Origin of the sequence: Pseudodesulfovibrio sp. S3 (genome assembly GCF_004025585.1) — a bacterium.
In the GTDB taxonomy this organism is placed as follows: domain Bacteria; phylum Desulfobacterota; class Desulfovibrionia; order Desulfovibrionales; family Desulfovibrionaceae; genus Pseudodesulfovibrio.
In genome coordinates this window covers 1-25,822 of record NZ_QTZO01000001.1, presented here as the reverse complement: position 1 = coordinate 25,822, position 25,822 = coordinate 1, and the positions used below count along the sequence as shown (strand labels likewise).

Annotated in this window: 27 protein-coding genes; 9 read left to right on the top strand and 18 right to left on the bottom strand. The window is 57.1% G+C overall.

Annotation, left to right across the window (positions count from 1 at the left end):
- Positions 1-55: 55 nt before the first annotated feature.
- From DWB63_RS00130 to DWB63_RS00070, 13 genes are all read right to left on the bottom strand, one after another.
- The gene (locus DWB63_RS00130) at positions 56-763 is read right to left on the bottom strand and encodes an ABC transporter ATP-binding protein (RefSeq protein ID WP_128327117.1); all 708 of its coding nucleotides are present in this window, start codon (positions 761-763) and stop codon (positions 56-58) included.
- 1 nt (position 764) lies between these two features.
- Positions 765-1,559 (bottom strand): ABC transporter ATP-binding protein, encoded by a 795-nt coding sequence (locus tag DWB63_RS00125; protein ID WP_128326774.1) that lies wholly within the window; start codon positions 1,557-1,559, stop codon positions 765-767.
- A complete protein-coding gene (locus tag DWB63_RS00120; RefSeq protein WP_241648502.1) occupies positions 1,552-2,841 on the bottom strand; it encodes a branched-chain amino acid ABC transporter permease in 1,290 nt (429 codons plus the stop codon). Before DWB63_RS00120 ends, DWB63_RS00125 begins: the two co-directional genes overlap by 8 nt.
- A gap of 48 nt (positions 2,842-2,889) precedes the next feature.
- Positions 2,890-3,792, bottom strand: coding sequence for a branched-chain amino acid ABC transporter permease LivH (locus DWB63_RS00115; RefSeq protein WP_128326773.1), 903 nt, complete (start codon positions 3,790-3,792; stop codon positions 2,890-2,892).
- Positions 3,793-3,874: 82 nt separating this feature from the next.
- A complete protein-coding gene (locus DWB63_RS00110; RefSeq protein WP_128326772.1) occupies positions 3,875-5,053 on the bottom strand; it encodes a branched-chain amino acid ABC transporter substrate-binding protein in 1,179 nt (392 codons plus the stop codon).
- A gap of 188 nt (positions 5,054-5,241) precedes the next feature.
- Positions 5,242-5,844, bottom strand: coding sequence for a tetratricopeptide repeat protein (locus tag DWB63_RS00105; protein ID WP_128326771.1), 603 nt, complete (start codon positions 5,842-5,844; stop codon positions 5,242-5,244).
- Entirely contained in the window at positions 5,834-5,980 is a 147-nt protein-coding gene (locus DWB63_RS00100) for a CcmD family protein (protein ID WP_128326770.1), read from the bottom strand. Before DWB63_RS00100 ends, DWB63_RS00105 begins: the two co-directional genes overlap by 11 nt.
- A 48-nt stretch (positions 5,981-6,028) precedes the next feature.
- The gene (gene ccsA / locus DWB63_RS00095) at positions 6,029-6,694 is read right to left on the bottom strand and encodes a cytochrome c biogenesis protein CcsA (protein WP_128326769.1); all 666 of its coding nucleotides are present in this window, start codon (positions 6,692-6,694) and stop codon (positions 6,029-6,031) included.
- Positions 6,695-6,696: 2 nt separating this feature from the next.
- Positions 6,697-7,374 (bottom strand): heme exporter protein CcmB, encoded by a 678-nt coding sequence (locus DWB63_RS00090; RefSeq protein WP_128326768.1) that lies wholly within the window; start codon positions 7,372-7,374, stop codon positions 6,697-6,699.
- Positions 7,368-8,033, bottom strand: a complete 666-nt coding sequence (locus DWB63_RS00085; protein WP_128326767.1) for an ABC transporter ATP-binding protein — start codon at positions 8,031-8,033, stop codon at positions 7,368-7,370. Before DWB63_RS00085 ends, DWB63_RS00090 begins: the two co-directional genes overlap by 7 nt.
- Positions 8,034-9,932: a cytochrome c-type biogenesis CcmF C-terminal domain-containing protein gene (locus DWB63_RS00080; protein WP_128326766.1), complete on the bottom strand. Its 1,899-nt coding sequence runs from the start codon at positions 9,930-9,932 to the stop codon at positions 8,034-8,036.
- Positions 9,933-10,067: 135 nt separating this feature from the next.
- Entirely contained in the window at positions 10,068-10,502 is a 435-nt protein-coding gene (locus DWB63_RS00075; RefSeq protein ID WP_128326765.1) for a cytochrome c maturation protein CcmE, read from the bottom strand.
- Positions 10,503-10,527: 25 nt separating this feature from the next.
- Complete coding sequence (locus tag DWB63_RS00070) at positions 10,528-11,586, bottom strand: hemolysin family protein (RefSeq protein WP_128326764.1); 1,059 nt, start codon at positions 11,584-11,586, stop codon at positions 10,528-10,530.
- A gap of 129 nt (positions 11,587-11,715) precedes the next feature.
- Between DWB63_RS00070 and DWB63_RS00065 the strand changes: the two genes are divergently transcribed.
- A complete protein-coding gene (locus DWB63_RS00065; RefSeq protein ID WP_128326763.1) occupies positions 11,716-12,777 on the top strand; it encodes a glycosyltransferase family 9 protein in 1,062 nt (353 codons plus the stop codon).
- Here DWB63_RS00065 and DWB63_RS00060 read toward each other — a convergent pair.
- Positions 12,774-13,364, bottom strand: coding sequence for a TetR/AcrR family transcriptional regulator (locus tag DWB63_RS00060; RefSeq protein WP_128326762.1), 591 nt, complete (start codon positions 13,362-13,364; stop codon positions 12,774-12,776). The genes DWB63_RS00065 and DWB63_RS00060 overlap by 4 nt on opposite strands.
- A 113-nt stretch (positions 13,365-13,477) precedes the next feature.
- Here DWB63_RS00060 and DWB63_RS17410 point away from each other — a divergent pair, with 113 nt between their 5' ends.
- Both DWB63_RS17410 and DWB63_RS00055 read left to right on the top strand, forming a co-directional pair.
- On the top strand, positions 13,478-13,660 hold the full coding sequence (locus DWB63_RS17410; RefSeq protein WP_206613104.1) for a hypothetical protein: 183 nt from the start codon (positions 13,478-13,480) through the stop codon (positions 13,658-13,660).
- The gene (locus DWB63_RS00055; RefSeq protein WP_206613103.1) at positions 13,648-14,400 is read left to right on the top strand and encodes a DMT family transporter; all 753 of its coding nucleotides are present in this window, start codon (positions 13,648-13,650) and stop codon (positions 14,398-14,400) included. Before DWB63_RS17410 ends, DWB63_RS00055 begins: the two co-directional genes overlap by 13 nt.
- A gap of 105 nt (positions 14,401-14,505) precedes the next feature.
- Here the strand turns inward: DWB63_RS00055 and nadD are convergent, their stop codons facing one another.
- From nadD to DWB63_RS00040, 3 genes are all read right to left on the bottom strand, one after another.
- A complete protein-coding gene (gene nadD / locus DWB63_RS00050) occupies positions 14,506-15,162 on the bottom strand; it encodes a nicotinate (nicotinamide) nucleotide adenylyltransferase (RefSeq protein ID WP_128326761.1) in 657 nt (218 codons plus the stop codon).
- Between the two features lie 56 nt (positions 15,163-15,218).
- Positions 15,219-15,560, bottom strand: coding sequence for a carboxypeptidase-like regulatory domain-containing protein (locus DWB63_RS00045; RefSeq protein ID WP_128326760.1), 342 nt, complete (start codon positions 15,558-15,560; stop codon positions 15,219-15,221).
- A gap of 99 nt (positions 15,561-15,659) precedes the next feature.
- Positions 15,660-16,934 (bottom strand): glutamate-5-semialdehyde dehydrogenase, encoded by a 1,275-nt coding sequence (locus DWB63_RS00040; protein WP_277749735.1) that lies wholly within the window; start codon positions 16,932-16,934, stop codon positions 15,660-15,662.
- Positions 16,935-17,255: 321 nt separating this feature from the next.
- Between DWB63_RS00040 and DWB63_RS00035 the strand changes: the two genes are divergently transcribed.
- The 4 genes from DWB63_RS00035 (at position 17,256) to DWB63_RS00020 (ending at position 22,012) form a co-directional block, all read left to right on the top strand.
- On the top strand, positions 17,256-17,909 hold the full coding sequence (locus DWB63_RS00035; RefSeq protein ID WP_128326758.1) for a tetratricopeptide repeat protein: 654 nt from the start codon (positions 17,256-17,258) through the stop codon (positions 17,907-17,909).
- Between the two features lie 76 nt (positions 17,910-17,985).
- Entirely contained in the window at positions 17,986-19,821 is a 1,836-nt protein-coding gene (gene iorA / locus DWB63_RS00030; protein WP_128326757.1) for an indolepyruvate ferredoxin oxidoreductase subunit alpha, read from the top strand.
- A gap of 2 nt (positions 19,822-19,823) precedes the next feature.
- Entirely contained in the window at positions 19,824-20,420 is a 597-nt protein-coding gene (locus DWB63_RS00025; RefSeq protein WP_128326756.1) for an indolepyruvate oxidoreductase subunit beta, read from the top strand.
- 11 nt (positions 20,421-20,431) lie between these two features.
- A complete protein-coding gene (locus tag DWB63_RS00020) occupies positions 20,432-22,012 on the top strand; it encodes a sigma 54-interacting transcriptional regulator (protein ID WP_128326755.1) in 1,581 nt (526 codons plus the stop codon).
- 55 nt (positions 22,013-22,067) lie between these two features.
- On the opposite strand, the gene DWB63_RS00015 is transcribed toward DWB63_RS00020, so the two are convergent.
- Positions 22,068-22,616 carry a hypothetical protein gene (locus DWB63_RS00015; RefSeq protein ID WP_128326754.1) on the bottom strand — a complete coding sequence of 183 codons (549 nt, stop codon included), beginning with the start codon at positions 22,614-22,616 and terminating at the stop codon, positions 22,068-22,070.
- Between the two features lie 356 nt (positions 22,617-22,972).
- On the opposite strand from DWB63_RS00015, the gene msrB reads away from it, so the two are divergent.
- The gene (gene msrB, locus DWB63_RS00010; protein ID WP_241648501.1) at positions 22,973-23,992 is read left to right on the top strand and encodes a peptide-methionine (R)-S-oxide reductase MsrB; all 1,020 of its coding nucleotides are present in this window, start codon (positions 22,973-22,975) and stop codon (positions 23,990-23,992) included.
- 175 nt (positions 23,993-24,167) lie between these two features.
- Positions 24,168-24,935, top strand: coding sequence for a transporter substrate-binding domain-containing protein (locus tag DWB63_RS00005; protein ID WP_164879729.1), 768 nt, complete (start codon positions 24,168-24,170; stop codon positions 24,933-24,935).
- Positions 24,936-25,822: the final 887 nt, after the last annotated feature.

Sequence of the window (25,822 nt, the reverse complement as noted above, 5' to 3'; positions counted from 1 at the left end):
TTTAATGGCTGTATATGACGAGGCCGAGCTTAGCGCCCGGCCTCGTTGTTTTCAATTATAGACCCAGGTAGGCCCGTTTCACCTGCTCATTTTCCAAGAGCTTGTCGCAGGTGTCGGAGAGCACCACTCTCCCGTTTTCCATGACATAACCCCGATGGCCTATCTTGAGCGCAAGGTTGGCGTTCTGTTCCACCAGGAAGATGGTTGTATTGTTTTCCGCATTGACTTTCTTGATGATCTCGAAAATCTGCTTGACCACCAACGGGGCCAGTCCCATGGACGGTTCGTCCAGCAACAGCAGCGCAGGCCGGGCCATAAGGGCGCGGGCAATGGCCAGCATCTGCTGCTCGCCGCCGGAGAGGGTTCCGCCCTGCTGTCGGCGACGCTCCGCCAGGATGGGGAACAGGTCGAAGCAGTACTCCATGTCCCGCTTGATGCTGGCCTTGTCGGAACGCATGAATGCGCCCATGTCCAGGTTTTCCTGGACGGTCAACTCCGGGAAGATGAGCCTCCCTTCGGGAACCTGGCAGATACCGTGCCCCACGATCTTGTTGGGGGCTTCCCTGGTGATATCTTCGTCCTGATAAAGCACCTGTCCCTGACCGGCCTGGACAACGCCGCACACGGTCATGAGGGTCGTGGACTTGCCGGCACCGTTGGCCCCGATCAGGGTAATGATCTCGCCACGGTCAATGTGCAGGTTGATGTCGTACAGGGCCTGTATATTCCCGTAAAAACTGCTAACGTTCCTGAGTTCGAGCATTCTAGTCATTGTGTTCCTCCCCGAGGTACGCCTTGATGACATCAGGGTTGGCGGCTATTTCCTCCGGGGTTCCGTTGGCGATCATGCGCCCGTAGTCGAGGACGTAGATGCGGTCGGACATGGACATGACCATCTTCATATCGTGTTCGATGAGCATGATGGAAATATTGAACTGTTCGCGGATATCCACGATAAGCTGCTCAAGTTCCAGGGTCTCCTGGGGGTTCATGCCCGCGGCAGGTTCGTCCAGAAGCAGGAGAAACGGGTCCGTGGCCAGGGCGCGGGCTATTTCGAGCCTGCGCTGCTTGCCGTAGGGCATATTGGTGGCCAGCTCATTGATGAACTCCTCAAGCCCCACCAGTTTCAGCAACTCATAGGCCCGCTGGGTGACAGCCCGTTCTTCCTCACGGGTGGCCTTGTTGCGGGAAATGGCTCCCCATATGGACGATTTGGTTCGGCAGTGGGTGCCGATCATGACGTTCTCAAGGGCGGTCATGGAAGGAAAAAGCCGGATGTTCTGGAATGTGCGGGCCATGCCCAACTCGGTCACGACGTTCGGTTTTTTGCCGTTGATGCGCAGTGCCGTACCAGCGGCCTTGGGGTCAATGAGCACATCACCGGCCGTGGGTGTATAAATACCGGTAATACAATTGAAGAAAGTGGTTTTGCCTGCTCCGTTGGGCCCGATCAGGGCCACGATTTCCTTGTCGTTTACCACGAGATCGACTTCGTCCAGGGCGCGGATGCCCCCGAAGTCCTTGCTCACGGCATTGACGTTCAAAACTGGATTATTCATTGCCTGCGCTCGCAGTGTTGGTAGCTGTGTATGCGTAGATCTTGCGCTTGGCGCTGATCAGTCCCTGGGGCCTGAAAACCATGACCAAGACCATGATGGCCCCGAACAGCAGCATCCTGAACTCGGCGAAATCACGCAGATATTCAGGCAGCAGCACCAAAATGATGGCACCCGCGATGACCCCGCGAATGGACCCCATGCCGCCGATGACCACGATGGACAGGATGATGGCCGATTCCCAGAAGGTAAACGAGGCCGGATTGATGAAGGTCGTCTTGGCCGCAAAGACCACGCCGGCCATACCTGCCCAGGTGGCGCCCAGGGCAAAGGCCATGAGCTTGGTCTTGACCTTGTCGATGCCCATGGCCTGACAGGCTATCTCGTCCTCGCGCAGGGCAAGCCATGCCCGCCCTATACGCGAATTCTGCAACCGGTTGACGCTGAAGATGGTGAAGATCAGCAGGCCGATCATGATGTAGTACATGTATTCGGTGGAGGCGATGACACCGAGCTTGACGCCGAACAGGCCGGGCCGGGCGATGGAGGAAATTCCGGAAGGCCCCATGGTCACATCGCCCCAGTTTTCGAGTATCAGTCGGATGATCTCACCGAAGCCCAAGGTGACGATGGCCAGATAGTCCCCGCGAAGGCGCAGGACCGGAAAACCGAGAAGAATGCCGAGAATGGCACCGAGGATTGCGCCCACGGGCAACATATACCAGAACCCGATGTCCCAATGCATGTTGCACAATGCGTAGGCGTAGGCCCCGATGGCGTAAAAGGCGACGTAGCCAAGGTCAAGCAGTCCGGCCAGCCCCACCACTATGTTCAAACCGAGTCCGAGCACGATGTAGACCAGACAGGAAATCATGATGTTGGTCTGATACAGATCGACCACCTGGGGGAACAGAACCGCGATCAGGCCGATCAGGCCGAGGGCGGCGTACTTGAGACCGGCGTTGGACTGCACTTTGGTCAGCAGAACCTCCAACCCGGTTTCATTTCTGGACTCGTCCTTTTTCAGTTCCTTGCGGGCCAAAAGCCAACGCCAGACAAACGATCCGAAGAAAATGGAAACCGCTATGTATCCGATCCGTTCCCAATGCCACACAACGGTTTTCTCAATGGTGTTGACCCGGATGACCATGATCGGGAATGTCAGGAAGACGAACCACAAAGCGGCCAGCAGGGACTTCTTCATGGCATGGGCGAAACTGTCGCATCCGGCTGTGAAGAAGAACTTCAGAAAGCCCTGGTTCAGGGTATTGCTTGAATTGTTCACGTTATATTCCTTGCACGATAAACGGCGCTGGGCCGCGATAATCTTGAACTACACCTTCTGCGTCTTTTCCCTGCCCATGATGCCCGACGGCCTGAAGATCAGGATCAGAACGAGCAACAAGAAAGCGAAGACATCCTCGTAGTCGGAGGAAACGTACCCCGTTGCGAACGCCTCGGTCAGCCCGAGGACCAGGGCACCGAGCATGGCGCCGGGAATGGAGCCGATGCCGCCGAGCACCGCTGCGGTAAAGGCCTTGATGCCTGCGATGAAGCCGATATAATAGTTGATCTGCCCGATGTGCGAGGCGATGAGAACACCGCCCACGGCCGCCAGGCTGGAACCGATGACAAAGGTCGCGGAAATGACCATGTCCACGTTGATGCCGACCAGCATGGCCATCTTGCGGTTCTGTGCAGTGGCGCGCATGGCCTTGCCCAGCTTGGTGAACTTGATGAACAGGGTCAGGCCGACGCAGGATGCGGTTGTGGCAAGAATAATGACCAGCTCGGCGGAACTGATTATGGACCCCATTTTATCCATGAAGGCGAATTCCGGGATGAGTTCCGGGAAGGGAAGAAAATCCGAGGTCTGGGCGAGCATGACGTAATTCTGCAAGAAGATCGACATGCCGATGGCCGAAATGAGCGGCGACAACCGGGGCGCTCCGCGCAAGGGCTTGTAGGCCACCTTTTCAATGGTGTAGCCGTAGGCCGCAGACCAGATCACGGCACAGACTATGGCGATAGCCAGAATGGAAACGCCCGGGAACCCATACATGGTCAGCAGACCGGCAACGATAAGTCCGGTAAAGGCACCGATCATGTAAATCTCGCCGTGGGCAAAGTTGATGAGCTCGATTATGCCATAGACCATGGTGTAGCCCAAAGCAATCAGGGCGTAGATACTGCCGCGGGTAAGGCCACCCATAAACAGCTCAAGGAAATATTCCATTACTTATATTCCTGTTCATTAAATAAATCCAGGGGACAGGCTCCTGCCCGTCCCCTGGTCAAATGCAGCTAGAACTCAATAACTACTTAACTTCCATGTACTTGCCGTCTTTCACTTGGTAGATAGCAAAACCAACACCCTCGGCATCGCCCTTGGCGTCGAACCTGATCTTGCCGACAGCGGTGTCAACGTACTGGGTATGCAGGGCGTCGATGACCTTGTCGTAGTCGGTGCTGCCGGCGTACTCGACAGCCTTGAGCAGAGCCAGGGCAGCGGAGTAGGCTTCGGGGAAGAACGGGCCGGGGTCAGAGCCGAACTCGGCCTTGTGGGCGGCAACGGCTTCCTGATAGATGGGATTGGAAGAGAAGTCCATGGGACCGGTAGCATAGACGCCATCGGCGTACTTGCCGGCGACCTTGATGAAGGTGTCGTCCTTCACGCCGTCATCGGACAGGAAGGGAATGTTGATATCCTTCTTGCGCAGGCCGGTGACGATCTTGGAAGCTTCGGGATGGTACCCACCGAAGATGACGGCGTCAGCCTCGGCGCTCTTGATCTTCTGAACGACAGCGGAATAATCCACGGCGCCGGGAGTCACGCCTTCGAACAGGACAACTTCGACGCCCTCTTCGGCTTCGATGAACTGCTGGCAGAAAGAGGCAAACCCCTTGCCGTAGTCACCCTTGTCGTGAATGACGGCGATCTTCTTGAGACCGAGGCTCTTGACGAAGGCGACTTCGAGGGCGGCTTGGGCATCATCAGGAGCGATGGTGCGGAAGAAATTCGGGTACTCGCCGGACTGGGTCAACGGCGGGTTGGTGGCGGAAGGGGACATGAGAACGATCTTGCCGTCCAGATAGATGGGCAGCGCGGCCTTGGTGGCGCCGGAGCAGATATGACCGAGAACGATCTTCACACCGTCGGAAAGCATCTTGGTAGCGGCGTTTGTGGCCAGTTCGGGCTTGCACTGGTCGTCCTGGGCAACGACCTCAACCATGGCACCGTTGATACCGCCAGCAGCGTTTATCTTCTTGACCACAAGCTTGGCGGCATTGACACTGGGCAGGCCGTAGGAGGCCAGGTCGCCTGAATGGGCGCCAGCGACACCGAGGACCAGCGGGGTCGCCGGAGCTGCGATCTCGCCGGTTTCAACATCGGCTTTCTGGTCGGCTTTCTCGGCTTTCTCTTCTTCCCCGCCACACGCAGCCAGCATGGCCACCATGACGAGACACAGAGCGATCAGACTCAGTTTGACTCTCATGCTTCCTCTCCTAAAAATGTATAAAGGTTCATTCCCATATGAATATGCACGACAAGCAGATGTTCACACAACACTCCGTTTCCAACGGATTCTGCTATGGAATGTGATATTGTAGTTATTTTCAAACTCTTGTCAATAATATCCGACCTGAGCACAGGGGGGCTAATTATCCGGTTTTACGGATTTTATCATTTTCCAAGCTCCTCGCGTGCCAGCTTTATCATATCCGCATCTTCTTTTTCCAGGGCCAGGACCTTCTCGAAGTACGTTCCGGCAACCTCGGGTTTTTTGAAATAATGTTTGTAAATAACCCCCAAATTGAAAAGTGCGAGGGTATCCTGAGGGTCGATTTTCAAAATGGTTTCATAGGCCTCGCTCGCCTTGATGAACTCTTCCTTGTTGAAATGGGCAATGCCGATGGCCTTGAGTATGGTCGTGTCGTCCGGCCGGAGTTCCAGGGCCTTTTCCAGGGGAGCCAACGCACGGTCCCAGGCACGCATCATCAGGAACGAATTGCCCAGCCCGACAAGCGCCTCCACGTCACCCGGATTCTTGTCGACCCGGTCCATGAACTCCTTGACCCTGGACATGGCACCGTTCATTCCCTGATTGGCGCTGCCATCACCATGATCATCTCCGGCATTTCCCATGCCCTGGCGCTGCTGCGCCTTCACGAACAGGTTCGGATTATTCATGCGGTAGACGAAGCTGGTCACGAACATGACGCCGATAGCCACGACCACGGTAATAATGACGGCCTTACGCCCAAATGCGGTTCTGCTATCCGTCATGATCTTCTCCCAGTAGTTCCAACTGCCGGACACGTTTCTCCAGCCCTGTGGACTTGGAGGCCAAAAACACGAGGTACCCGGCCACACCGAGCCATACGGCTACATTGGCAATAAATATATACGAGGTTGCTGACATACTGAATATCCTTGTATTTCAATGAATAAAAGCACTTCGAGACCGGCGTTACTCCGCGTCGTCCCAAACGAGCATGGCTTCCAGCCGAGACTGCAAGGCAAGCTGCCTGATACGGGTGAGCGCCATGGCTCCCCACACGAACCCGAAGGCGGCCAAACCGGCAAAGACCGTATACCACATACGCAGTTCCATGCCCGACCCCTGCCGGGCAAGTCCGTCGGGATGAGCACTGCCCCAGAGCTTGGCCGCAAAGAACACCAAGGGCACATCCAGGAAGGCCACGATGCCGAGCACAGCACAGACAAGAGCCTTGCGGTCCCGGCCCATGGGGGTATTCCTGAGGACCAGGTAACCGGCGTACACATACCACATGATCAGGGCGGTGGTCAGCTTCGGATCCCACAGCCACCAATGCCCCCACTCGGCCCGAGCCCAGACGGAGCCGGTCACCAGCGCCAGGCTGGCGAACAGCACGCCCAGTTCGGCAACGGCCCCGGCCACACGGTCATAGACATCCTTGCGGCTGAACAAAAAAAGGAGGGAAGCCACGAAGACCACGAAAAAGGACACCAGCGCCCACCAGGAACACGGAAGGTGCAGGTAAAATATCTTTTGCACCGGGCCGGACTGGGCAATGGGCGCGTAGAACCAGATCATATACTGGTGCACGAGCAGGGTTATGCCTGCCATGGCTGCCAAAATCTTCACTTTCATAACTACTCTTCCCCACTATAGACAAACGGGAACAGGAAGAGCCCTGCCCCGCCGAACAGGCAATCAAAGGCAAAAATCAGACCCAGCCACTTGTCGTAGCCCATGGTGTGCTCCGGTGAAAAACAGAGCCCGAACAAGGTGATGCCCGACAACAATACGGGCAGGAGCAGCGGGAATACGATGACCGACAAAAGCGATTCGCGCGCGGCCTGTCCTTGGGACAATGCCCCGAGCAGCGCGCCGATGACCACCAGCCCGACATCCGCACCCAAGAGCGTCACCCACAGCAGCCACCAGGGGCCGTGAACCGACTGGCCGAGAAAGGCGGCCGTGGCCGGAAGAAACACCAGTTGCGAGATGACCAGCAGGACCAGCCCCGCTGCGCCTTTACCAAGCCAGACCGCATGTACCGGTGCAGGGGATGACAGAATCCCGATACGCGCACCGTTGGCCTCCTCAATGGCAAAGAGGTCGTTGAAGACCAAAACCAGACCAAAGGAGGATGCCAGCCAGAAGATGGCGCCGGCGGCTTGGGGCGATATTTCGCCGCCCAACGGCTTGGACAGGGAAAACAGAAAAATGAGGAGCAATCCGAGCAGCAGGGCCTGCACCAATCCCTGTCCACCGGACATGGAGAGCTTCAGATCCTTTCGGGCCATGACCAGGGAGCGCCTCAACATACAGCCTCCGGGACAAAGTCCGCCGCCGGGCCGAAATACTCCACCTTCTTGCCGCCCAGAGCCAGGACCGTGTCGGCCAGGGCAGTGTCCTCGACCACATGATGGCTTATCCAGACAACGCTGATGCCCTTGTCGCGAAACCCGGTGATTTCCCCGCGGAGCCGGGCCAGGGACCGTGGGTCCAGACCGGTGCCGGGTTCGTCGAGGAATAGGAGTTTCGGTTCCGCCTGATAGATGCGGGCCAGATTGAGACGTTGGGCCATACCACGCGAGAACGACCCGGCCTTTTCCTCTGCCGCCCGTTCCAGCCCCACCCTCTTCAACAGGGCCATGAATTCTTCACGGGACGGGGACAGGCCGTACATGGACGCCCAGAATTTCAGGTTTTCCAGAGCGGACAGGCCCGGATAAATAAAGGTGGCGTGGCCGAGATAGGCGACGTCCGCAGGATCGAGGTGCAATGCCACCTCTCCTGCCGAAGGCCTGCTCAGGCCCGCCATGATACGCATGAGCGTGGATTTGCCCGCGCCGTTTGGACCGGCCACCAGCAGGATCTGCCCCGGAAGAATCTCGCAGGAGACCTCCTTGAAAACGAGTTTGTTGCCAAAAAACTTGGCCGCTCGTCTCACGGAAAGCAGCGTCTTGCCCGTGCCGTCCATCTAGCCGACCTCTCCCGGGCGGGGCACGCGTCTGAGCAGCAGGAAAGCGATCAGGCACATCAGGGAACCGCCGATCCATATCCAGTTGACCAGCGGATTGACACTGATCTTGAAGCTGGCCTTGCCGTCTTCGGTCAGGCCGAGCAAGGTGACGTAAAGTTCATCGCCCAGGCTCGGGATGGTGGCCACTTCGGCAAACTGCTGGTTGGGAAAGTTCTTGTAGATGCGCTTGTCAGGCCGCACGGTTCCGACACTCTTGCCGGACTCGACCACTTCCAGTGTGGCCGTGGCCCGAGCCAGGATGTCGTCGACATTGCGATCCTCGTCAAGACTGGCAAAAGTCAAAGTGAAATCACCGATGACAGTGAATTCGCCCTTGGCCAGGACCACTTCCTGCTCGGCCTTGTAGGGACCGGAAAAGGCGATGCCAAGGGCCAGCAGCACCAGACCGAGATGGACGCCGTAGGCCCCCCAGGACTGACGCTTATTGCGCATGTGCGGATACAGGACAAAGAGAAGCACGATGCCCGAAATGGCGGCCACGCTGGCAGCGGCGGTCAGGGCGGCCAGGACGTTGGTCATGCCGGCAAAATAGAATCCCGCAAAGCTTGACACCAGCACGACACTGACAGCGGTGAAGCCTTTGCGGTTGCGGATGCCGCCCTTCCAGCCCAGCCAGGGGCAATAGCAGAAGATGAGCACCAGAAACGACATGAACGGCAGGCAGACGCGATTATAGAAATTGGCGTCCAGCCCCATGGGCGAATCTGTCCAGATCTGGCTGATGACCGGCCACATGGTGCCCAGGGTGACGACCAGACCAAGGGCCAGCAGGAACCAGGCCGCGATGACAAGCATGCCCTGCCGACTCAGGAAGTCGGACAGGGAGCGCTGGGTCAGCCGCTCGGACAGGAAAACGACCATCAGGGTGACGAGCAGCCCGACAATCATGAACCAGAACAAGGGTTGGGCCACGCCCGATTCACCGAAGGAATGCAGGGACTGGATGACGCCGGACCGGGTAAGATAGGTCGAAAAAATACACAAGATAAAGGTCAGGGACATCAGGAAGACGTTGCTCCGCTGCAAGGCGTTGCGTCTCGATTCGATGATGGCGGTATGCAGTACTGCGGTACCCGAAAACCACGGAATCAACGAAGCGTTTTCCACCGGGTCCCATGCCCAATAGCCGCCCCAACCCAATTCCATATAGGACCACCAGCCCCCCAGAACGATACCGGCGGTCAAAAAGACCCAGGAGAGGATGTTCCAGTTACGGACCACCGTGATCCATGATTTCTTCTCGCCTGCAATGGAGGCGGCCAGAGCCGCACAGGCGGGAATGGCATACAGGCCGAACCCGAGGAAAAGCAACGGGGGATGGAAGATCATACCGGGATTTCTGAGCAGCGGGTTAAGCCCGCGCCCGTTGACCGGGGCCGGGATGATCTCGATAAATGGGTTGGACCAGCCCGTGAGCAGGAGCATGAAAAACCCCTGCACGGCAAGGAAGAACATCCAGAAATAGAGCTTGGTGTTGTCGCTCAACGACTTGTACCCGGGCGTGGCCACGAAAACCATGCCGGACACGGCTATGATCAATTCCCAAAAAAGAAGCGAACCTTCTCGGCCGCCCCACAGGGCGGTCAGGGTGTAGACGAAGGAAAGTGCATTATCCACGTTGTCATAGACATAACGGAATGAATAATCCCGTGAAGTCAGTCCGGCCAGAAGCAGGATCGTTGAAAAAATGACGCCGCCCGCAGCCACGAGTTGGCCCCGCTCGACGATCTTCAGTGCATCAGACCTCCTGCTCCAGGCCGCGAAACCGGCAAAGCCTGCGAGAAAGAGAAATGCGAGGAGGGAAAAAAGTAAACCGACATATCCGGTCAGGTGCATATAATCTCCTTAAAACAAAATCGACACGCGAGAGCCGGGTGCAAAACAACACCCCTTCCTCGCAACCCCTTGCGGTTAATCATGATGAAGTTAAAGAGAAAAAAGCTGGCATGCAACCATGTGAAAAAGATTTCACTAACCGGCCTTTCCCATGTCCATGTTCTTGCTCTTCTCTTCGTACTTGGAAGGACACTTGGTCACCAGGGTCTTGGCGACAAAGACCTGTCCGTCCGGGGAGAACTTTCCCTCCACGATGACTTCCACGTCCTCCTTGAAGGTGTCCGGCAACGCGCCCTTGAATCTTACCCGCAGGGATTTGTCCGCTTCCATCTTGTCCTGAAGGTCGAAATCGGCACCCAGTTTGCCGTCCACAATCTCGAGATTGTGCGGGGAAACCTTGCCGAACAAACGTGCCTGGCCGATCTGGGTACGGTCCTGAGCCATGGCCTCGGTCACGTTGAGAAAATAGACGGAGTCCTCAGTCAAACCGGAAAATATGAGATAGCCAAGGCCGCCCAAAAACAGAAACAGGGCGACCGCATACACCATTTTATTGGACTTTTTAGCCATTAATCATCCTTGCACCAAAGCGCATTTACAACTTTTTCTCATCGGCGGCTCCCTCGAGGCTGGCGGTCAACTCATCCCGCTGCATGCGAGCGAGTTCCCGCATATCCACCACCTGATCGGTCTCGTCAACTATTTCACTGCCCAGAATCTCCTCAAGCACGTCCTCCAGGGTGACCACACCGGCCACACCGCCGTATTCATCCAGCACCACACACAGGTGCAACCGGCTGCCCAGGAACTTCACCAGGAGCTTGTCCAGGGTGATGGTTTCCAACACGAACCGGACCGGCCGCATGATGTCCGACAACTTGAGATCATCCCGGTCATCGGCAAGGGCCTCAAGCACCTGCCGCCGATAGACCACGCCCACGATATCCTCCGGGTCCTCTTCATACACCGGGATACGGCTGTGCGGCCATTCGGGATGGCTCTCCCGGGCTTCGGCCACAGTCATATCCACCGGCAGAGAAAAAACGACTGTCCGGGGTGTCATGATCCGCTCCACCGTCTTGCAATCCAGGGACAGGATGTTGCGGATGGACTCTTCCTCGTAGGGCTTGATCACGCCGGACCGTCGCGTCAGGCTGACAATGGCCCTGATGTCATCTTCCGTATGATCCGGCTTTGCATCCTTTCTGCTCACCGCCCGCGACAGAACCCCCATCACGGCGATCAAGGGCCTGAACAGCCAAACCATCCCATTGAGCGGACGGGCCAAGGGCGGAGCAATGGCATCGGAGTAGACCACACCGAGCGTCTTGGGCAGGATCTCGGTAAAAATGAGAATAATTACTGTAAAGCCGATTGTAAAGAGCCAAAGGGTCTCTTTCCCGTAAAGGTTTGCCCAGGCCCAGCCTGCCACCGCTGCCCCGGCCGTGTGGGCACAGGTGTTGAGCGTCAGGATGGCCGTGATGGGTTCGTCGATCCTTGAACGAAGCTTGTGGAGCAAGGCCGCAGACTTGCGGCCACTGTCCTTGAGCTTCTGGATGTCTGCCCAGCTCATGGAATAGAGGGCCGCCTCGGCCACGGAACAGAACATGGAGACAAAGACGGCCACACTGACGGCGATAATGAGTTCAAGCATTTTTTTTACTTCCTGAAAACAGGCCGCATAAACGCGGCTTGTCGATTAACGGAATGTAGCAGATGCCATGGTATGGTGCAACACGCAACAGGCTTGACTTCCAAGACGATTGAGGCGAACTGAACGGGCATGAATGCGACCGAAAAAAAGCACCCGTCAGTAGTCTTCCGTCTCGGCCACATGGGTGACGTGGCTCTGACCACAGGCGTCCTGAAGCATTGGCATGACTTGTCCGGGGACACCTTTGTTTTCGTAACCCGAGACAACAACCTGCCCCTGCTCGAGAACCACCCTGCCGTAACCCAGGCCATCGGGCTGTCCGATGCGGACATCAGGGACGGCGGATGGGTCAGGAAGTCGGGAGAGCTGGCCCGCCTGTTTTCCGGGCACACCCTGCTCGACCTGCACGGAACCCTGCGTTCCCGCCTGCTCTCCCTGCGCTGGAAGGGACCGGTCCGCCGTTATCCGAAATACAGCCTGGCCCGAAGGCTGTTCGAACGCAGCCACAATAAATTTCTTCAAACCAAACTGGAAGCGGTCAATGTCCCCCAGCGCTACGCCCTGACCCTGGACCAGACCCCGCCACCGCCAACGTCCGTTGTGCCGCGCATCTTCCTGACCGACCGCGAACGGGCAGCCGCTGCGGCCCTGCTCGCCCCCATCAAGGGCGCGCCCCCTCTCGTCGGGCTGCACCCCTATGCCACCAACCCGGCCAAACAGTGGCCGTCAACACACTGGCTGGCCTTGATCGATCTGCTGGAGTCGGCGGGATACAACTGGTTCGTGATGGGGATGAACGATGCCCCGCTCAAGGACGGGGACAAGCGCGACCTGACCAACGGGACCGACCTGCGCACCACCTGCGCACTGCTCGACCGGGCCGACGTGCTCGTGACCGGAGATTCCGGCCCCATGCACCTGGCCGGAGGAGTGGACACCACTGTGATCGCCATCTTCGGACCAACGGCCAAGGCCTGGGGATTCTATCCGGCAGGACCGCAGGATGTCGTTCTGGAAAAAAATCTGAAATGCCGCCCCTGCTCCCTGCACGGGGCAAGGAGCTGCGCCCGGGGCTTCGAATGCATGGTCGACACCGAGCCTAGCACGGTTTTGGAAACCATCCGGTCCGTTCTCGAACTGCCAAGACAATCAACAAGGCCGCCAGACAACGCCAAAACTGCCGCACATTAGTCAACAAACTGTTTTATACATATTGCGACCGTTCGTTCAGCATGACGCATCAACTCTTCCTGCGTCGGGATGGGATGCAATCCGACAAGCACCCCCATACGCATGGACAAGAGTGTGCTTAACAGCATCTTGACGGCATATTCCGGGTCTTCAGCCCGAAAATGTGTCTTAAAGAATCGCACTAAACACTCTTCTGTTTTACGTGGTCCAACGGCATAATACGCCCGGGTCATTTCTGGAGCAGTCGGACCTTCGGCGATCAGCAGACGAACTCCCGCCAAGTGAACTTCCGACATATGTAGCTCAAGAAAACCGATCGCAAAATGTATCAGCGCATCATATGGGTCACTCCGCTCTAGTTCTTCCTGAAAAGAATTGCTCCGTTCACTCCGCCAGGTCTCCAGCGAGGCCTGAAACAAAACTTCCTTTGAATTAAAATACCTATAAACAGTTTGCTTCGTAACACCTGCATGTTCAGCAATTCTATCCATGCTCGCACCAAGATAGCCGTCCGAATGGAAGACGTCATGGGCCGCACGCAGGATATCACTCCGTTTTCGTTCCTTGTTTAAATCGCTTTTTTTCATGGGACCTCAGGTGGTAAAAAAATAAAGTCATACTGGTTGGTATGATTTTCTTGACGTGCGCATAAAAAGGGCTCATTTTTCATACCGGCGAGTATGAATAAAAGGAGTACCTCATGAACATAGCATCAGTAAAGTCAATGATTCCTCAAAGTGAACGGGGAAAGGGACGGATCGCAGCCCTTGCAGGCGGGCTTCTTCTCAGCTTCGACTCGGTTTTCGTACGCCTGTCAGGAACCGAAGGGGTCAACACAGTCTTCCTGTTCGGCCTGTTTTGGCCATTTCCATGGCGGCAGTAATACAATTCACGAACCGCAGAGGGGTTATACGCACGTTATCGGACAACGGCTGGCCTATCGTTGTATCAGCATTGCTCATTGTCGGCAGCGCATCGTGTTTCGTACTCAGCATCAAACATACATCCGTGGCCAATACCGTCTTCATACTAAGCGCCCGCCCCATCACCACGGCGTTGGTTTCCTGGCTTTTCCTGCGGGAAAAGACTTCAAAAGCATTAGCAATTGCAATAGCAGGGGTAATATGCGGCATATATATCGTCGTAAAAGGAGCTTTAGGGACGAGCGACCTTCTCGGAGACTGTTTTGCGATCATTGCCGTTATCTGCCTCGGCCTAAACGGCACCTTGTGGAGGCGGTACAAGGAGATGAGTCGTTTTGCCGTAGTGGGGCTGGGCGGTTTCTTCATAGCCCTGGTCATGTTCATCCCCTCCACGCCATCCAGTTTCAGTTTGAATACATGGTTGATCATGGGCTGCATGGGACTCGCGTCCGCCCCTCTGGGACGGGTCTTGAATGCGCTGTCATCCCGGTATATCCCGGCTGCAGAGATGGCGACCATCACATTGATCAGCGTAGTCTTGGCCCCGATATGGGCATTTATTATTTTCAAAGAACAACCGCCGGTTACAACCTTGACGGGCGGCGCAGTCATCCTGATTTCCATCGCATCCTTTATCTTGTTCACCAGCAACGGATTGATCCATAAGCAACGCCTGACAACGACCTCCCAAAAGGAGTGACAGAATGGACTCTATCGAATCACGGAACCGGGCCAAGGCGAAGTCTAACCATGCTGCGCCCGCCCGGTTCTGCACGCCGAACACAGTCTATCCCGTTGCCGCTTCCTAGCTGCGCTTCCCCCAATATTCTTCAAGCTCAGCCGCCCGCCCCTCAAGCACGGATTCCACTCCGGCCGGAACCAGCAGGCTCAGATTCCTGTGTTCCAGCCACCGGCGGCGGATATGACCACCCTTGATGTCCAGACGTGGGATGTCGAGGAGCCGGATGGTGTTGCCGCCGGCCAGACGCCACAGCCCCATATCCTCCCGAACCGCCTCTGGCCATCGGTCCTTCACGGTTCCGGCCACGGCATCGGCAGCTTCCCAACGGTTGACCACGACCAGGGAAGCCAACTTCGGTATTTCCAGGCCGCGCCGCCATTTGGGCAATTCCAGAAAGGTGGACGCACCAAGAATGAAATGTATTTCGGACCGGGGTTGTTCCGTACGGTAACAGGTCAGGGTGTCGCAGGTGAACGACGGGCCGGGACGATCGCCCTCAAGGGGATTGATCCCGAGACCGGGGATGCCTTCTATGGCCCGTCCGACCAGGTCCAGACGCAACTCAAAAGGAAGGATGGCCGCATGTGCCTTGTGCGGCGGCTCGCTGGCCGGAACCAGGTCCACACGGTCCAACTCAAGCTGTTCGCGGACCTCGATGGCCATGCGCACATGCCCGGTATGGACCGGATTGAAACTACCGCCGAGAATACCTATCTTCACTGACAAGCTCCTTGATATCCTTGAGGTTAACCCTGTTTACACCAGGACACAAGATATCACTGGCTCACCGAATCCACCAAATCGGCGTCAACGATGAAATCCGCTTTCCGGCCTGTCGGCAGCATGAACTCCACCCGCTGCTCGCCCAGAACCACGCCCTTCAGGGTTGCGCTCACAAAATAGATCCCAGGCGGCACGGCATTGAAAGCGAAATTCCCGTCTGCGGTGGTGAAGGTGACCACCCTGTATTGAGATATCTCCCGGACGCACTCCAGCCTGGCCCCGGCCACAGGACGGCCGTCACCATCGGTCACCACCCCGAATATCCTGCCGTCCCGGGCAAATGCCGAGGTCGCAAGCAACAACAGGCAAAGGGTGAACAATAATATTTTTCTCATGATCTTCTCACTGTTGCTCTTTCCTACCCCAATTCCACGCCCCAAGCAAAAGGCCGCCCCAAGGGACGGCCTGTCGTGATCACTTCAATGTGACGCTGGTTATTCGCGTATCTGCCCTTCGCCCAGAAGCACGAACTTGGCGCTCGTCAACTCCTTGATACCCATGGGGCCATAGGCATGGAGCTTGGAGGTGGAGATGCCGATCTCGGCGCCCAGACCGAGCTGGCCCCCGTCGTTGAACCGTGTGGAGGCGTTGGCCACCACCAGGGAGGCGTCCACTTCGCGGATGAAACGCATGCAGTTGGCATAATCCTCGGACAATATGGATTCCGTATGATTGGAACCGTGCTCCGCAATGTAGTCCAGGGCCTCGTCCATATCCTCCACCACTTTCACGGCCAGAATCAGGTCAAGGAACTCGAAGCCCCAGTCACCGTCCACGGCAGGTTCGGCAAATTCGCCCAACAAGGGCAGGGACTTGGCGCACGCCTTGAACTTTACACCCTTGGGGCCGATGGCCTGGGCCACCTTGGGCAGCAGAACCTCGGCCACATCCTTGTGCACCAACAGACATTCCAGGGCGTTGCAGCCGCTGGGGTACTGCATCTTGGCATTCTCGATGACGGGCACCGCCTTGGTGATGTCACAGGAACTGTCCGCAAAAATCTGGCACACACCCTTGTAATGCTTGAGCACGGGCATGGAGGCCTGGCTGGTCACGGCCCTGATAAGCCCTTCACCGCCGCGCGGAATGACCACGTCGATGTACTGTTCCAGCTTGAGCATCTCGGTCACGGCCTCGCGATCCGTGGTCGGCGGCACCTGGACTGCATCCCTGGGCAGTCCGGCCTTTTCCAGGGCCTGATGCATCAGCCCCGCAAGGCACTTGTTGGAATGAAAAGCCTCGGACCCGCCGCGCAGGATGACCGCGTTGCCTGCCTTGAGACAAAGGATGCCCGCATCCACCGTGGCGTTGGGCCGGGATTCGTAGATCATGGCCACCACACCGAGCGGTACCCGCATACGGCCCACCAGCATCCCATTCGGACGCTTGGTCATGGACTCGATTTCGCCCACCGGATCGGCCATGGCCGCCACCTCGCGGCAGCCCTGAATCATGGAGCCCAACACCTTTTCGCTGATGGTCAGCCGCTGTACGCGGGCCTTGTCCAAACCGCGCTCGGCGGCGGCATCCAGGTCCAGCCTGTTGGCCTCGGCAATGACTCCGGACTCGGATTCCAGCAGGTCGGCCAGAATCAGCAGGGCGTCCTGTTTGGCCTTGCCCGACGCAGTCGCCAAACCACGGGCCGCAGACTTGGCGCGCTTGCCCATCTCCACCATCTGTGTACGTATATCCATACCCACTCCTACAATATTGTCATCAACTGGAGGCCGAATAAAATTCCATCCCCGGCACGTCCTTTTTGCTAACCTCCGCCGGGGGATAAAGTCAATTCCCCCGGGAATGACCGGACATACACTATGGACAACAGAATTCCATTCATTTTACATTTTTTGTAATATCATAAAGAATACTCATGAAAACAAGGGGAGTTTTACCCGATTTTCGGCCTTCTTTCCAAAATAGGCTTTGACCTTTTTTACAATTTTGCTTATCAAGCCCTCTGCGTTGCCGGGCCTTGCTTCCCGGACGAACACACACGAAATTCACCTTCATGGAGGCATGAAAAACCCATGGCTGAAACCAAGACCGCTCAACCCGATGTGCTCGCAGACATCGAGTCCCACACCCCGGAATCCCTGCACCCCATCCTTGAGGCCGCATTCAAATACCGCAAGCAGGTCATCATCGGTGTCTGCGCCATTCTGGCCGTGACCGCCGTTTACGCAGGTTTCAACGCGTACACCTCCAAGGCCATGGCTTCGGCCCAGGCCGAACTCGGCGCCATCCTGACCGAGACCTCCGGACCGGACCAGATCGCCCGGCTCGAAGGACTGCTTTCCGAGGTGCCGGACTCGGTCAAACCCGCTGTGACGCTGGAAGTGGCCAAGGCGTGCATGGCTCAGGGCGATTACGCCAAAGCCGCGACCTACTGGGAAGCCATGGCAGGCAACACCGAAGGCGAGATGCAGTTCGTGGCCCGGATGGGCAAGGCCAAATCCCTGCTCCTCGGAGACAAGGCTTCGGACGCCCTGACCGAAATGAAGGAACTGGTGGGCATCGCCTCGGCCGCCTACACCGTGCCCGTCTACCGCCAATTGGCCCTGACCGCCGAAGCTGCCGGAGACAAGAAAGAAGCGCTGTCCGCTTACAAGAAGCTCAACGAAAACACGATCAGCGACAAACCTTTCATCGAGTACAAAATTTCCCAACTGGAAACCGAATAGTCACATCGAAATATTAATATAATGAAACAAAAGGCTGCCCTGGAACTACCCTCGGGATGGCCACTGGAGAGGCATTATGGCAAATCCGCTCTTGGGTGACACCCCCGGCGACACCCATCTGCTGCTCGGCAACGAAGCCATCGTTCGCGGCGCCATTGAGGCGGGTGTTCAGGTGGTTTCCTGCTATCCCGGAACCCCTTCAAGCGAAGTGCCCGACACGTTCTATCGCATTTCGCCCGAAGGCAAATACTACTTCGAATATTCCGTCAACGAAAAAGTCGCCCTGGAAGTGGCAGGCGGCGCGACCCTGGCCGGAGCCCTGACCCTGTGCACCATGAAACACGTAGGCGTGAACGTGGCTGCCGATCCGCTCCTGACCTTGTGCTACATCGGCGCGCCCGGCGGTCTGGTATTGCTGTCCGCCGACGACCCCGGCTGCCACTCCAGCCAGAACGAGCAGGATAACCGCATCTACGCCCGCATCGCGGGCATGCCCGTGCTGGAACCCGCCTCGGCCCAGGAGGCCAAGGACATGACCCGCGACGGGCTGCTCCTGTCCAAGAAACATAATTCGCCGCTCCTGCTGCGGACCACCACTCGCGTCAACCACCTGCGCGGCGCCGTGAAATTCGGCCCCGCCCCCGATCCGGGCAAGGCCGAAGGGTTCAAACGCAACCCGTCCAAATTCGTTCCCATCCCGGCATTCTCCCGGCCCATGCACCTTGCCCTCATGGAACGCATGGAAGCCCTGCGCGAAGAAGCCGAAAACTCACAATACAACTTTGTCACCGGGTCCGGAGAATACGGCATCGTCTGTTCCGGCATCTCCCGCGCCTACGTGGCCGATGCCCTGGAAAACGCAGGATTGTCCGACAGGGTAAGCGTCCTTGAACTCGGCTTCTCATACCCCCTGCCCGAAAACAAGTGCCTGGACTTCCTCAAGTCCGTGAAAGAGGTGCTGGTGGTGGAAGAACTTGAGCCCGTGGTCGAAAACGATCTGCGCATTCTGGCCCAGAAGAACGGCCTTTCCCTGAAGATATCCGGCAAGGACGTTCTGCCCCGCAACGGCGAATTCAGCGTAACCATGGTGGAGAACATCATTCGTGAGGCCATGGGCGAAGCCCCGGTTCCGGCCTGCGAATGTACCCTGCCCGAACTGCCCATGCGTCCGCCGAACCTGTGCGCGGGCTGCCCCCATCGCGGCACCTACTTCGCCGCCAAGAAGGTCTTTGGCGACGACGCCGTCTATTCTTCCGACATCGGCTGCTACACCCTCGGCATCCTGCCCCCGCTCCAGGCGGCGGACTTCCTGATCTGCATGGGGTCTTCCATCTCCGCAGGCGGCGGCGTGGCCCGGGCTTCCGGCCAGACCGTGGTCGCCTTCATCGGCGATTCCACCTTCTTCCATTCCGGCCTGACCGGCGTGGCCAATGCGGTCTTCAACTCGCACGACATCCTGATCGTGGTCCTGGACAACCGGACCACGGCCATGACCGGCCACCAGCCGAACCCCGGCGTTGACAAGACCGTGATCGGCGACAACGACCATCCCCTGGACATCGAGTCCGCCGTGCGCGGCCTGGGCGTCACCGAAGTGCGCACCGTCAATCCGTTCAACCAGAAGAAGACCCTGGCCGCCTTCGAGGAACTCAAGGCATTGTCCGGCGTGCGCGTGCTCATCGCCAAGGAACCGTGTCCCCTCTTCACCCGCCGCGTCTACAAGACAGTGGCTCCGCAGGTGGCGTATGTCGCCGAATCCTGCACCGGCCGTTTCGAATGCCTGGACCGTTTGGCCTGCCCCGCCATGTACAAGGAAGGCGGCAAGGCCGCAGTCAACCCCATCCTGTGTAACGGCTGCATGCTCTGCCTGCAGGTTTGCGGACATATCAAAGCCAAGAAGAGAGGCAGCTAATCATGAGCGACACCAAGAAAATACGCATATTCATGACCGGTGTGGGCGGCCAGGGCACCCTGACCGCCACCACCCTGCTTGCCCAGACCGTGCTCAGCCAGGGACTGCCCGTCACTTCCGGCGAAATCCACGGCATGGCCCAGCGCGGCGGCGTGGTCGAATCGACCGTGCTCATCGGCTGCAAATCCCCCAAACTCGGCATCGGCGAGGCCGATATCCTGATCGGATTCGAACCCATGGAAACCATGCGAGCCCTGCCCTACCTGAAAAAGGGCGGGCTGGTGGTCTCATCCATCGAGTTCATGCCGCCCCTTTCGGTGGCTATGGGCAAACAGACCTGCCCGACCATAGACGACATCAAGAAAGCCGTTTCCGCTTGTACGGACAAGGCTTACTACATGGCCAACCAGTCCATCGGCCTTCAGGCCGGTGCCGTGCAATCCGGCAACGTGGCCATGCTCGGCGCAGTATGCGCAGCCGGCGACCTGCCCTTTGGCCCTGAAGCCCTGGAAGCCGCCATCAAGGCAAACCTTCCGGCCAAGCTTCAAGCCGTAAACCTCAAAGCCCTGGAGCTGGGCGTAGCCGCATTGAACGCCTAGAGAAAAGCATAATGGCAACCAACACACAGGACCACTCCGATCTCAGCTATCTACATACGCTGAAGACCATTCAAGAGACCCTGATCAAGGACACTCCGCTTGAGGAATCCCTCAACGCGCTCTTGAAAACCCTGGCCCTGGACATGGAATACGTTCGGGCGTTCATGGTCATCATGGACCCCAAGACCGAAAACCTGAAGCTCTCGCTGACCTACAGCCCCGCCCAGGCGGACGACGTCACCTATTCCCCGGGGCGCGGCATCATCGGCCGCGTTTTCGACTCAGGCCAATCCATCAGCGTCCCGCGCATGTCCGACGATCCCGAGTTCCTGAACAAGGCCTTTGGCCGCAGCCAGGAAGAACTGAAGAAGCTCGGCTTCATCTGCGTGCCGGTCATAAACCTGCGCTCCGACGATGCCGAGGTCATCGGTGCACTTTCCGTCGACGTGCCGCTCATTCCGGCCGACGACATGGAAGCCCACCGCCAGTTCCTTGAAGTGGTCGCAGGCATCATCGCCGGGCACGTGGCCCAGCTGCAGGAGGAAATGGCCACACAGAACCACCTGCTTTCCCAAGGCCTCATGGGCAGCAGCACCGAGACCACGCCACCCAAGGATTTCGTGGCGGCATCCAAGGCCATGCGTCTGGTGCTGCGCCAGTCCAGCCAGGTGGCGCCCAGCCGGGCCACCGCGCTGCTGCGAGGCGAATCAGGCACCGGCAAGGAGCTTCTGGCCGAAGCCATCCACCAGTCCAGCCCCCGCGCCGACAAGCCCCTGATCAAGCTCAACTGCGCGGCCCTGCCCTCGGAGCTCATCGAGTCCGAGCTGTTCGGCCATCAGAAGGGCGCATTCACCGGGGCCTTCCAGACCAAGCGCGGCCTGTTCGAAGTGGCGGACCAGGGCACCCTGTTCCTTGATGAGATCGGCGAGTTGTCGCTGGATGCCCAGGCCAAGGTATTGCGGGCCATTCAGGAAAAGGAAATCCAGCGGGTCGGGTCCGAACAGACCATCACCGTTGACGTGCGTCTCATCTGCGCCACCCACCAGCCCCTTGAAGAGCTGCTGGAAAAGGGTTTGTTCCGCGAAGACCTCTATTACCGCATCAACGTCTTCCCCATCTTCATCCCGCCCGTGAGAGAACGGCGCGAAGATATTCTGCCGCTGGCGGAGCATTTCCTTGCCGACTTCACCGAAGAGTACGGCAAGGAAGTCAAGCGCATCTCCACGCCCGCCATCGAACTGCTGGTCATGTACCACTGGCCCGGCAACGTGCGCGAGCTGAAGAACTGCATGGAACGTGCGGTCCTGCTCTGCGAGGAGCAGGTCATCCGCACCTACCACCTGCCGCCCACCCTCCAGTCCGCAGAGAGTTCTGCCACCGGCACCAATCTCTCCTTTGGCGAGGCCGTGGCAAAATTCGAGCAGGAATTGCTCGTGGACTCCCTGAAGAAGACCGGCGGCAACATGCTGCAATCCGCCCGCGACCTGCGCGTCTCGTACCGGATCGTCAACTACAAGGTGAAGAAATACAACATCGACGTGAAAAAGTTTTCGCAATCAAAGCGGAGATCAAAAAAGTCGCTGGAAGCATAACAAAAAGGCGGTTGGGATATCCCAACCGCCTTTGTTCTTTAGAGAGCTCGCCGTCTTATTTGAACGAACGGGCAAACAGGTCTTCAAGGGCCTTCTTGCCGTTGTCTTCGAGAAAACGGGTGCCGGTGCCGGTGAAGTGCTTGTCGGTAATGACGGGAGCGGCCACGCTGATCCACTCGCCCTTCTCCCATTTGAACCAGCCGTTCTTGACCTGGCCGAAAACGTACAGTTCCTTGTTGCAGATCTTGGCAAATTCCGCGCCCCAGCCGGTACCGCCCTTGACGGTGCCGTCTTCCTGGATGGTGCCGATCACAAAGACCTGGTGGCTGGATTCCACCTGCCACATGATGGTCTGCAACACCTTGCGCATTTTCTCTGCATTGGTGAACTTGCGGCCCAGCAGCTTGGAAACGTAGGTCAGGCTGACATCCTTCTGGGTCAGTTCTTCATCGGTCAGGACACGGACGCCGCGTGTACGTTCTATCTTGTGACCATCGAAGGTATAATTGACCTCAGACATCCCATAGTACTCGGCCAGTTTGCCGAACTGGTTCTCTGCGCCCTGGGCGCCGCCGCTGAAAAGAGTGAAGTTCTGATTGGGCATGCTATCTCCTTAAGAATGATTCTATGCGAAATTTGGTCGCGACCAGCTGGCCTGTTCTGGACAGTATGCACGGGCCGCCGTCGTGAAGCAATGCCCTCTGCAACAAAATGGACCAAAAATCCACCATTTTTTGGAAAAATCGCATTTTTGGATGTTCGCAACCACACCTTTCCCAATCCACCATTGACAGCCGCTTTTCCATGCCTACACTGTTTTATGATAAAAATAATTACTACTACCAATTTTCAGGGGTGATGCGTATGTCCCGCAAGTTAACATTTTTGATCGTAGCCGGCGTCTTCGCATTGACGCTGGGTATCATGTTTACCGCGAATATATCCTCGGAGGATCAAGCCATGGCTGACAATAGTAACGTTGAAATCGCCACCATTGCCGGAGGGTGTTTCTGGTGTGTGGAATCCGACATGGAAAAACTGCCCGGCGTGATCAGGGTCGTGTCCGGATATGCGGGCGGTGAAGAGGAGAACCCCTCCTACGAACAGGTTTCGAGCGGAAGCACAGGCCATCGCGAGGCGGTGCAGGTGTATTTCGACCCTGCCAAGGTAAGTTATGCACGGGTTCTCGACCAGTATTGGAAGCACTTCGACCCCACGGACGAAGGCGGTTCCTTTGGCGACCGCGGATTCCAATATACTTCCGCCATTTTCTACCACTCAGAAGCGCAACGCGAAATCGCCGAGTCGTCCAAGAAGGCCCTGGATGAATCGAACCGATTCAACCTGCCCGTAATCACGCCCATCATCAAGTACACCACCTTCCATGAGGCCGAGGGCTATCATCAGGATTACTACAAGCACAATCCGGTGCGGTACAAGACCTACCGCTACTTCTCAGGGCGCGACAAGTTCGTGGAGGAACATTGGGGCGACGAGGCCAACGTTGTCTCCAGGGGGGCGGCCCTGCCCATGGCTGACAGCGAATTCGTCAAGCCCGACGACGCCACCCTCAAGGCGACGCTCACCCCCCTGCAATACAAGGTCACCCAACACGAAGGCACCGAACCTGCCTTCAAGAACGAGTATTGGGACAACAAGGCCGAGGGTATCTATGTGGATATCGTGAGTGGAGAGCCGCTTTTCTCAAGCAAGGACAAGTACAAGTCAGGCACCGGCTGGCCGAGCTTCACCAGGCCACTGGTCCCGGACAACATCGTGGAAAAGGAAGACAGCAGCTTCTTCACCACCCGCACCGAAATACGGAGCAGACATGCAGACTCCCACCTGGGACACGTCTTCAATGACGGACCGCCGCCCACCGGATTGCGGTACTGCATGAACTCCGCAGCCATGCGGTTCATTCCCAAGGCTGAGCTGAAGAGTAGAGGGTATGGAAAGTTTCTGGATTTATTTAAATAAACGCCTTGAAGCAGTTACCAGAAGAGGGAACCTTCCGAAAGGGACGATTCCCTTTTCTCATTTGATAAAGGCTTATAATTTGCGAAAACAAGACAACACTTACCCTTTTTCCCCATCGTTGCTTTGCAAAACTCAAACAAAGGGCTACCTTGGATTGAAGCTAGGAGAAAGTTTGATGCGGATATCCAAAACAACAATGATGCTGTTCGCATCCTTAGTGATCACGGGCATCGCACTTGCCCGACCGCTGGTAATGACCGAGCGGTCCGTCAAGCTGGTGTGCGATATCTGGCCCCCCTACCAGATGAACACGCAGTATGCCGTCACCGGCCTGTCGGCTGAATTGGTAAAAGCCGTATACAACAGGATGGGCATCACCCGCGTCGAAATTCAATCCCGGCCTTGGAAGCGGGCCTTGGACATGGTCCGGTTTGGTGAAGCCGAAGCACTCTTTTCCGCCAATTTCACTTCAGACCGCGAGGACTATCTGTACTATCCCGACGAACCGCTCTTCGAATCGCAGTGGGTTATCTGGACAAAAGGCAATACGCAGATCCAAAGCCTTGAAGACCTGAAGGGCAAAACCATCGGAGTCGTTCTCGGCTACAGTTATACGCCGGAATTCTGGAAGTTCATCAAAACCTATTGCAATGTCGAAGAGGTCTACAACGACGACAGCAATTTCAAGAAGCTCAGCCTTGGCCGGTTGGACGCCACCGTGGCCGAGTACGCCAACGGCCTGTTTCTCGCCGAAAAGCTGTCTGCCCCGGACCTTCGGCCCCAGGTCGGCGTCACCATTAAAAAAGACGGGCTCTATATCGTGTTCAGCCGTGACCATACGGATGCGAAATTCGTGACACAGTTTTCCAACGAGCTCAGAAAATTCAAAACAACTATTGAATTCAAGAACCTTTGGGAAAAATATCTCGGAATGAGGCGGTAAACGCGGTTTTCTTGTCTCTTCTTGCGCATTCGCGGTGATCATTTAATCGTCCTCCCAACGATAGGTTGTGCCTCTTTATTGATGACGTAGCGCATTCGCGGCGGGAGTTAGGCTCGTCATCCTTTTGAAGTGTTGCGCTCTTACAGCGCCCTACTTTTGTCCGAAGCGACAAAAGTAGGCAAAAACGCCTTTTTTGGGCTGTGAGCCTGGCCCCGAAGCCAAGAGCCTGTAGGCGGCTTTTGCTGCCCGAAACGATTGTCCACCCTGTGAACTCAATCGGGCTGCGCTTCGCCGCCCGAGACAGGCTCTAAGCTTCGGTTCCAATTGTCGGTCGTTGTAAGGGGCAATGGGGATGGTGTTTTTTTGTTGGATTAGGTTCTTCGGTTTTTCGGGACGGCAGGCTTCAGCATAGGTTTTGGAGGATTGTTTGATTTAGAGCGCATCCGCGGTGGTGATAAGCGCGTTCTCTGTACGAGGTGTCGTTGATTGTTTGATACGTAGCGCATTCGCGGTGGAAGCTAGGCTCGTCATCATTATGAAGTGTTGCGCTCTTACAGCGCCCTACTTTTGTTCAAGGCGACAAAAGTAGGCAAAAACGCCTTTTTTGGGCTGTGATCCTGGAATCGTGACCAAGAGCCTGTAGCGCGGCTCCACTGCCCGGGAAAGAAAGTTCGTGAACGAACGCTTTCCGGGCCACGCTCCGCCGCGCACAACAGGCTCTAAGCCCCGCTTCCAATTGCCCATCGCTGTAGGATGCTTCAAAAACGGCGTGGCGAGTTCGGAAAAAGAAAAAGCGGATTGCCTTTCGCATCCAGTGGAGCGCCTTGGATGCCAACGGCATCCAACAGCGGCTCTCGTCCCCGACCCCCTCCCGCACAAGCCTCCCC